This is a genomic window from Nocardioides sp. (assembly GCF_016462705.1).
In the GTDB taxonomy this organism is placed as follows: Bacteria; Actinomycetota; Actinomycetes; order Propionibacteriales; family Nocardioidaceae; genus Nocardioides.
In genome coordinates this window covers 1-8013 of the sequence record NZ_JAEMSS010000185.1, presented here as the reverse complement: position 1 = coordinate 8013, position 8013 = coordinate 1, and the positions used below count along the sequence as shown (strand labels likewise).

The 8013-nt window shown below is 73.5% G+C and carries 9 protein-coding genes; 1 reads left to right on the top strand and 8 read right to left on the bottom strand.

The features are described 5' to 3' along the window. The coding region (locus JHD21_RS18495; RefSeq protein ID WP_292678203.1) for an SDR family NAD(P)-dependent oxidoreductase at positions 1 to 272 on the bottom strand (272 nt) is incomplete at its 3' end. A 76-nt stretch (positions 273 to 348) separates the two neighbouring features. Between JHD21_RS18495 and JHD21_RS18490 the strand changes: the two genes are divergently transcribed. Next, positions 349 to 1302 carry a hypothetical protein gene (locus JHD21_RS18490; protein WP_292678202.1) on the top strand — a complete coding sequence of 318 codons (954 nt, stop codon included), beginning with the start codon at positions 349 to 351 and terminating at the stop codon, positions 1300 to 1302. Here the strand turns inward: JHD21_RS18490 and dapF are convergent. The 7 genes from dapF to miaA are packed head-to-tail and all read right to left on the bottom strand — an operon-like array spanning position 1256 to position 7977. After that, positions 1256 to 2089 (bottom strand): diaminopimelate epimerase, encoded by an 834-nt coding sequence (gene dapF, locus JHD21_RS18485; protein WP_292678200.1) that lies wholly within the window; start codon positions 2087 to 2089, stop codon positions 1256 to 1258. The genes JHD21_RS18490 and dapF overlap by 47 nt on opposite strands. 8 nt (positions 2090 to 2097) lie before the next feature. Beyond that, complete coding sequence (locus tag JHD21_RS18480) at positions 2098 to 2733, bottom strand: pyridoxamine 5'-phosphate oxidase family protein (protein WP_292678198.1); 636 nt, start codon at positions 2731 to 2733, stop codon at positions 2098 to 2100. A 26-nt stretch (positions 2734 to 2759) separates the two neighbouring features. After that, positions 2760 to 4613: a gamma-glutamyltransferase gene (gene ggt / locus JHD21_RS18475; RefSeq protein ID WP_292678196.1), complete on the bottom strand. Its 1854-nt coding sequence runs from the start codon at positions 4611 to 4613 to the stop codon at positions 2760 to 2762. Between the two features lie 55 nt (positions 4614 to 4668). Then, the gene (locus tag JHD21_RS18470) at positions 4669 to 5478 is read right to left on the bottom strand and encodes an SDR family oxidoreductase (protein ID WP_292678194.1); all 810 of its coding nucleotides are present in this window, start codon (positions 5476 to 5478) and stop codon (positions 4669 to 4671) included. A 28-nt stretch (positions 5479 to 5506) separates the two neighbouring features. After that, positions 5507 to 6061 (bottom strand): dihydrofolate reductase family protein, encoded by a 555-nt coding sequence (locus tag JHD21_RS18465; RefSeq protein WP_292678192.1) that lies wholly within the window; start codon positions 6059 to 6061, stop codon positions 5507 to 5509. Beyond that, positions 6058 to 7002 carry a helix-turn-helix transcriptional regulator gene (locus tag JHD21_RS18460; protein ID WP_292678190.1) on the bottom strand — a complete coding sequence of 315 codons (945 nt, stop codon included), beginning with the start codon at positions 7000 to 7002 and terminating at the stop codon, positions 6058 to 6060. Before JHD21_RS18460 ends, JHD21_RS18465 begins: the two co-directional genes overlap by 4 nt. Before the next feature lie 48 nt (positions 7003 to 7050). Further along, on the bottom strand, positions 7051 to 7977 hold the full coding sequence (miaA, locus tag JHD21_RS18455) for a tRNA (adenosine(37)-N6)-dimethylallyltransferase MiaA (RefSeq protein WP_292678205.1): 927 nt from the start codon (positions 7975 to 7977) through the stop codon (positions 7051 to 7053). Between the last annotated feature and the right edge of the window lie 36 nt (positions 7978 to 8013).

The window sequence follows — 8013 nt, the reverse complement described above, 5'->3', positions numbered from 1 at the left end:
CGCTGCGCCCAGCCGATGCCGGCGGAGTTGACCACCGCGCGCAGCGGCGCGATCTCGGCGGCGGCGTTGACGGCCGCGGTGATCTGGTCGGTCTGGGTGACGTCGACCTGCGCGAACACGCCGCCGATCTCGTTCGCGAGCGCCTCGCCCTTGTCGGCCTGCAGGTCGGCCACGACCACGACCGCGCCCTTGGCGGCGAGCGCCCTGGCGCAGGCTGCTCCGATGCCCGAGGCACCGCCGGTCACGATCGCGCTGGCTCCGTTGATGTCCATGGATCGGGAGCGTAGTGCGGCGATCTGAGTACGCGCGCGGTGGGCGGCGACAGCCGCGCCGGGGACGGTGGAACGCGTGCTTGAGACCACTGCGACACCCCGACGGTTCGCTCGCGACCGCCACCCTTCCCGCGCGTTCCCCGTCCTCGGCGCCGTCGGAGTGCTCGGCGCCGTCGCCGCCGCCTGGTCGGGCGCGGTGTGGGAGGTCGCCTACCTCGGCAGCATCGGCGACCCGGACCGGGGCTACCTCCTGGAGGCCGCCGGCGTCGCCGCCACCACCGCCGCGATCCTGCTCGTCTCGCTGCTCGCCCTGCGGGTCCTCAGGGCTCCCGCGTGGCTCTACCTGGCGCCCCTGGCGGCTGCCGGTCACCTCGTCCACGTCACGGTCCGGACCCGTGCGGAGGCGTTCGGGGTGCCGCGCCGCAGGTTCTCGTCGGGGACCATGGACTCCGGCGTCTTCGACGCCTTCATGCCGCACGTCTGGCCGCTGCTGGTGGTCGCCATCGCCGCCGCGGCCGTCCTCGTGCACGGCGTCGTCCCGGGGCCACGGCGTCGTGCCGACCGGTTCGGCGCCGCCCGCTCAGGCGGCGCCCGCAGGGCCGTCCTCGGGGCGGCCGTCGTCCTCGCGGCCGCCAACGGGGCGGTGACCTGGTGGGGCCTCCTCTACTTCATCTGGTACCGAGGAGACCCCGCGGACTACCAGGCGGCCCTCACCGCCGTCCTGACGACGACCGCGGTCCTCGTCGGCGGAGGCGTGGCGGCTCGGTCGCTCGGCGGGGGCCGGACCACCGACGTCCTGGTCGTGATGGGGGTGCTCGGGCAGCTGGTCCTGGCTGCGGTGTCACTCGACGGCGCCACCGCGCCGGCGGACCCCGACGCCTCCGGCGACTTCGAGCTGCTCTTCAGCGTGCAGACGCCGCTGCTCGTGCCCGGCTCCTACCCGCTGCTGCTGGTGATCGTCGTCGCGGTCGTCCGAGCCGTCCTCAGAGGTCGGTCACACCCGACGCCACGACGACCGCAGGACCCGTGAGCAGGACCCGGTCGTCGACGGTCCAGGTCACCCGCAGCGTCCCGCCGGGCACGTCGACCCGGTAGGTCACGTCCTCGTCCCGCGCGACCCCGTCGGCCACGGCGGCCGCCACCATGACGGCACCCGCGCCCGTGCCGCAGGACCGGGTCTCCCCCGAGCCCCGCTCGTGCACGCGCATCGCGACGTGCCGGTCGCCGCGGCGTACGACGAACTCGACGTTGACGCCGTCCGGGAAGACGTCCGGGTCGTGGTCCGGGGCAACGAGCAAGGGCCCGGCGTCGTCGAGGCACGAGACGAACGTGACGGCGTGCGGGTTGCCGATGTCGACGTGCCTGGCGCCGAGCTCGAGGTGGCCGACCGAGACCAGCGTCTCGCCGAGCACGCGGGGGGTGCCCAGGTCCGCGGTGATCTGGTCCCCGTCGACGGTCAGCAGCTTGACCCCGTCGCGGGTGCCGACCGGGATGGGTGCGGACCCGTCGGCCAGGCCCTCGTCGACCAGGTGCCGGGCGAACAGCCGGATGCCGTTGCCGCACATCTCCGAGAGCGACCCGTCGGCGTTGCGGTAGTCCATGAACCACTCGGACCCGTCCGCGGGCACCCCGAGGTGGGCGGTGCGGACCACCCTCAGCACGCCGTCGCCGCCGATGCCGGCCCGTCGGTCGCAGAGGGCCCGGACCCGCCGGGCCAGCTCGTCCGCGGACAGTCCCCCGTGGGTGGTGCCGTCGTGGTCGGGCAGCAGCACGAAGTCGTTCTCGGTGCCGTGCCCCTTGAGGAACGGGTAGCTCACGAGGTGGCCTAGTAGAGGTGCTGGGAGTAGTTGTCCGGGTCGTAGTAGGCGTCCAGCTCCTCCAGCGACATCTCCTTGCGCTCGACCTTCTGGGCGATGACCGCCCGCCGCGGGACGTGGGTCTCGGGGTTCCAGGTCTCGGGCTTCCACAGACCCGAGCGCAGGAACGCTTTGGAGCAGTGGAAGAAGACGTCGTCGATCTCGACGACCACGGCCAGCAGCGGCCGGTGGCCCTTCACGACCATCTCGTCGAAGAACGGCGCGTCGCTCACCAGCCGGGCGCGACCGTTGATCCGCAACGTGTCGCCACGGCCGGGGATGAAGAAGTTGAGGCCCACGTGAGGGTTGCTCAGGATGTTCTTGTAGCCGTCGGCGCGCCGGTTGCCCGGGCGCTCGGCGAGCGCGATGGTCCGGTCGTCGATGACGTGGACGAGCTGGCCGGCGGGGTCGCCCTTGGGCGACGCGTCGCAGCTGCCGTCCGCGTCGGCGGTGGCCATCACGCAGAACGGCGTCGCCGCCAGCCAGTCGCGGTCGATGTCGATCAGCGCAGGTCGGCCCTTGGTGACCGCCAGCTGGTGCGGCTCCCCGAGCAGTTCGGTCAGCGCGGCCGCGTCGTCGATGGTCGTCCAGGTCTCGGTCGTCACCCCTCAAGGTTAGGGCGAGACGCAGGTCACCCCTGAGGATCGACCACCCGCGCTGACCCCCCGCCCCGCCGGTTGGGCTCGGCGACGACGGTCATCACGCCGCCGGGGCCGAACTCGATCGCGGTCGCGGCCCCGATCTCGGCGGCGCTGGTGCCCGGGTCGCCGACCGGTGCGAGCTGGTGGCCCATCGCCTCGAGCAGGGCCTCGTACTGGTCGAGGAACGCCTGCTCCGCCAGCACCGTCGCGGTGTTGCGCGGCGACACCCGCGGCGCTGCCAGGGCGGCCGGGAGGGTCATCCCGAGGTCGAGACGGTTGAGCAGGATCTGCAGGACCGTGGTGATGATCGTCGAGCCGCCCGGGGAACCGAGGGCGAGCAGCGGCTTGCCGTCCCGCAGCACGAGCGTCGGCGCCATCGAGCTGCGCGGCCGCTTGCCGGGCTGGATCCGGTTGGGGTCCCCGGCCTCGTACTCGGTGGTGAAGTCGGTGAGCTCGTTGTTGAGGATGAACCCGCGCCCGGGCACGACGATCCCGGACCCGCCGGTCTGCTCGATGGTCAGCGTGTACTCGACGACGTTGCCGTCCTTGTCGGCGACCGTGAGGTTGGTCGTCGAGACGCCCTCGGTGTCGGCCCGGTCGTCCGGCTCCCGGGTCGCAGGCGCGCCGCAGGTGCCGTCGTACGCCGTCACGTCGCCGGGTGGCACCGGCTTGGCCGCGGCCGTCGCGGGGTTGACGAGGCAGGACCGCTCGTCGGCGTACGTCTGGCCGAGCAGGTGCCGCAGCGGGACCTGGGTGAACCGCGGGTCGCCGACGTACTCGCCCCGGTCGGCGAAGGCGAGCGCTCCGGCCTCCAGGTAGAGGTGCAGCGCCTGGACGTCGGTCGCCGTGGACAGGTTGAAGCGCTCCAGGATGTTGAGCGCCTCGCCGACGGTCGAGCCGCCGCTGGAGCTCGGCCGGATGCCGTAGATGTCGACGCCCCGGTAGGACACCTTGGTCGGCCGGCGGCCGAGAGCGTCGTACGCCGCCAGGTCGGCCGCGACCATCGAGCCCGGCGGGACCGGCAGGTCCGTGAGCCCGCTGACCGGTGGGCGGCGCACCGCCTCGACGATCTCGTCGGCCAGCACGCCGCGGTAGAGCGCGCCCACCCCGCGGCGGGCGAGCAGGTCATAGGTCGCGGCGAGGTCGGGGTTGCGGAACACCGAGCCGACCCTGGGCAGGCCGTCCTGGAGGAAGAGCCGCTTGGTCGAGGTGAAGGTCCGGAACCGCTCCCGGTTGTCGCGGGTCTGCGTGCGGAAGGTGCGGTCGACGACGAAGCCGCGGCGAGCGAGCGTGGCGGCGGGCTTCAAGGTCTTGGCCAGCGACCAGGTCCCCCACTTGTCGAGGGCGCGCTTCCAGGTGGCGGGCGTCCCGGGGACACCGACGGAGACACCGCTGGTCACCAGGTCGGGCGTGAACGGGTAGGGCTCGCCCGTCTTCGGGTCGATGAAGGCGTTCTTCTTCATCGCGGCAGGGGCGGTCTCCCGGCCGTCGATCGTGCGGACCTTGCCGGAGGCGGCGTCGTAGTAGACGAGGTAGCCGCCACCGCCGATGCCGGCGCTGAACGGCTCGGTGACGCCCAGCGCCGCGGCGGTGGCGACGGCCGCGTCGACGGCGTTGCCGCCCTTCTTCAGGACCCGCAGGCCCACCCGCGACGCGTCGGGGTCGACCGAGCTGACCGCCCCGCCGGTGCCCACGACCGTGGCGACCTTCGGTGGCTCGCGCCGGTCCTGTGGTGCGGCGGCGGCGGCTGCTGTGGCCGGGGTGCCGGGCGCGGCGACGAGCAGACCTGCGACGACCGCGGTGGCCGTGCTGGCGGTGACGAGTGCGAGGGCGCGCTGGCGCATGGTGACCTCCCGAGACGGATGACCGGGTGGTACCCGGACCTGCCCGGGTCAGTCGTCAGCGCAGCCCCGGGTGTTGCCTCGCGAGCGTGGGCAGGAGCAGCGAGCGGGGGGTGACCTGCGCCAGGGCGGCCGCGACCCGGTTGGCGGCGCCGGGGATGGCGACCAGCCGGCCCTTGTCGAGCGCGTCGACCGCGACCTTGGCCACCTCGGCGGCGTCGACCCACATGACCTTGGGCAGCGCCGCCTCGGCGTCCTCCTTGGAGAACCCGGCCCGCTCGCCGAAGCCGGTGTGCACCGGCCCCGGGCACAGCGTGGTGGCGGTGATGCCGGAGCCGCGGAGCTCGCCGGCCAGGCTCTGGGTGTAGGACAGCACGAACGCCTTGCCGGCGCCGTACCCGGCCTGGCCGGGCAGGGGCTGGAACGCCGCGGTGCTGGCGACGTTGAGGATCGCGCCGCGGCCGCGCTGGACCATGCCGGGCAGGAACCTGCTGCACAGGTCGACCACCGCCACTACGTCGACCTCGACCATCCGCATCTCCTCGTCGGGGTCGGACTTCGCGACCGGGCCCAGGGTCGAGAACCCGGCGTTGTTGACCAGGACCTCGGCGGTCAGGCCGAGCTCGGTCACCCGGGCGAGCAGCCCGGCGCGGGCCGGACGGTCGGCGAGGTCCGCGGTCAGCACGGCCGCCCGGCCGCCCCTGTCGGTGATCTCCTCGGCGAGGTCCTCGAGCTTGTCGGCCGAGCGGGCGACCAGCGTGACGTGGTGGCCGCGCCGGGCGAGCTCACGGGCGATCTCGGCTCCGATGCCCTGCGAGGCTCCGGTGACGACACAGGTCCGGTCGGCACCGGGGAAGGGAAGGCTCATCCCTGGACGGTAGTGGTGCGAGCGGTGGTCAGGTTCCCCAGGTGCCCGGGCCGAGGACCGAGAAGCGGGCGGTGATGAACGCCCCGTTGGGCTGGGTCTCGTCGAGCCTCAGGTCCAGCCGGCGCGGGAGGAGCGGCCGGCCGGAGCCGAGCGTCACCGGCGCGACGTACGTGATGACCTCGTCGAGCAGCCCGGCGTCGGCGAACTGCCCTGCCAGGTCTCCACCGCCGACGACCCAGATGTCCTTGCCGTCCGCCGCGACGGCCATGTCGGCGTGCACGGCGGCTGCGTCGCCCTGGGCGAAGCGGACGTCGGCCCCCTCGATCCCGGGGAGGTCGCGGTGCGTCATCACCCAGGCCGGGATGTCGTAGGCCCAGGCATCACCGGTGCGCTGGTTGTGGGCGCGGATCCACTCGTACGTCGTCCGGCCCATCACCAGGGCGCCCACGCCGGCGATGAAGTCGTCGTAGTTGAGCGGGCCCTTCGCGTCCTGGTCCTGGACGAACAGCCAGGCCAGCGAGTCCTCGTCGTCGGCGATGAAGCCGTCGAGCGTGGTCGCGGTGTAGTAGGCGGTGCGGGTCACCGGCCCTCCCCCGCGCCCTCGCCCGACTGCTCGCCGCGCTGGGCGCGCAGCCAGCTGATCGGGTCGCCGGTGTCGACCTCGTGCCCGAGCCCGCGAACGATCTGGCGGGCGAGCTGGCGGCGGTGCGCGGAGAAGGTCAGCACGTGCGCGACCACGCTGCTGACCACGAAGCTCTCCGGCGGGTCGCAGAGCGCGTCGATCAGCCGGTCGTCCCACGCCCCGCGGCGGTCGAAGTCCCGCACGACCGCCAGCCAGCGCGGCGCCGACTCGTCGTGCCGCTCGACCAGCGTGGCGACGTCGTTGGGCCGTTCGGGTGGGAAGTCCGTGCCCTCGATGGCGGCCAGCCAGACCTCCTTGGTGAACACGAGCTTGGTGAGGACGTCGGCGAGCGACTCCTCGGGGCCGTCCCAGCTCAGGGTCGTGTTGCCGGGGATCTGCGCGCGGCGGTAGTCGTCGTCGGGCAGGGACTTGGCCAGGTCGAGGAGCCCGCGGGTGTCGTCGAGGTCGTGGGCGACCAGCTGTTCGGTCAGCGCGCTCATCGTCTGCTCCTTGGAGTGCACCCACAGCGAGGTGGGCGGGTGGAAGTGGATCCCGTTGGGTGCCGGCAGCCAGTGGCTGGCGGTCTCCGGCACCTGGCTCGGCAGGTGGCCGAAGGACCGGGTGAACGCCCGGCTGAAGCCCTCGACCGACTCGTAGCCGGCAGCGAAGGCGGCGTCTGTCACCGTCGCGCCGCGGCGCAGCTGGTACGCCGCCCGCTCGAGCATCACCCGGCGGCGCATGGCCACCGGCGGCTCGTACGCGGCCTTGCTCAGCTGGCGGCTGAAGTGGAACGGCGACGAGTGGGCTCCACCCGCCATCTGGTCCAGCGTGGTGTTGTCCTCGTCGAGGACCGCGTCGAGCAGCTCGCGGAGCCGATCCCGTCCGGCGTACTCCTGCGTCACGATCTCAGTGTCGACCCACGGCGTGCCGCCGCGCCCGACCGTTCTTGCTCAGGGCTCGATGGCGGCCACCGCCGCGTCGACCCGGCGCGGGTCGTCGTGGCGGACCCAGACCACCCGCGGGTCCTTGCGGAACCAGGAGTCCTGGCGCCGGGCGAACCGCCGGGTCGCCGCCTTGGTGGCCGCTCGCGCCTCGTCCTCGCTGGTCTCCCCACCGAGGTACGCCGCCACCTCGCGGTAGCCGATCGCACGGGCCGCGGTCCGGCCCTGCGCGAGCCCCGAGTCGAGCAGGCGCCGGACCTCGTCGACCAGGCCGCTGTCGAACATCGCGTCGACGCGTGCCTCGATCCGCCGGTCGAGCTCGTCGCGGTCGATGTCGACGCCGATCTGCACGGTGTGCGGGTCGGCGTACTCGAGCCGCGGGAGGGACGCGGAGTACGGCTCACCGGTCAGCTCGATCACCTCGAGCGCCCGGACGATCCGCCGGCCGTTCTCGGGCAGGATCCCCGCCGCGGCCTCGGGGTCGCGTCCGGCGAGCACCGCGTGCAGTGCCGGGGAGCCGACCCGGTCGAGCTCGGCCTCCCAGCGGCCGCGGACCGCGTCGTCGGTGCCGGGGAAGTCGAACCGGTCGAGCACGGCCCGCGTGTAGAGCGCGGACCCGCCGACCAGGACGGGCGTCACGCCCCGGTCGCGGAGCCCCGCGATGACGGCGCGGGCCTGCTGCTGGAAGACGGCGACGCTCGCGGCCTCGGTCACCCGGAGCACGTCCAGGAGGTGGTGGGCGATGCCCCGGCGCTCGGCGACCGGGAGCTTCGCGGTCCCGACGTCCATGCCGGCGTACTGCTGCATCGCGTCGGTGTTGACGATCTCGCCGCCCAGCCGCTCGGCCAGGTCGAGAGAGAGCTCGGTCTTGCCGGACGCGGTCGCCCCGACGACGGCCACGATCGGGGGACTGCCCTCCCGCCCGTCCTCCGCCACCGCGCCGCACTCGGTGCAGCCGTAGGACTCGTGGTA

What these genes read in the sequence shown, in the direction of transcription:
- ggt (WP_292678196.1), bottom strand. Translation starts at nt 4,613, where the DNA reads ATGCGCCAGCGCGCCCTCGCACTCGTCACCGCCAGCACGGCCACCGCG.
- JHD21_RS18470 (WP_292678194.1), bottom strand. Translation starts at nt 5,478, where the DNA reads ATGAGCCTTCCCTTCCCCGGTGCCGACCGGACCTGTGTCGTCACCGGA.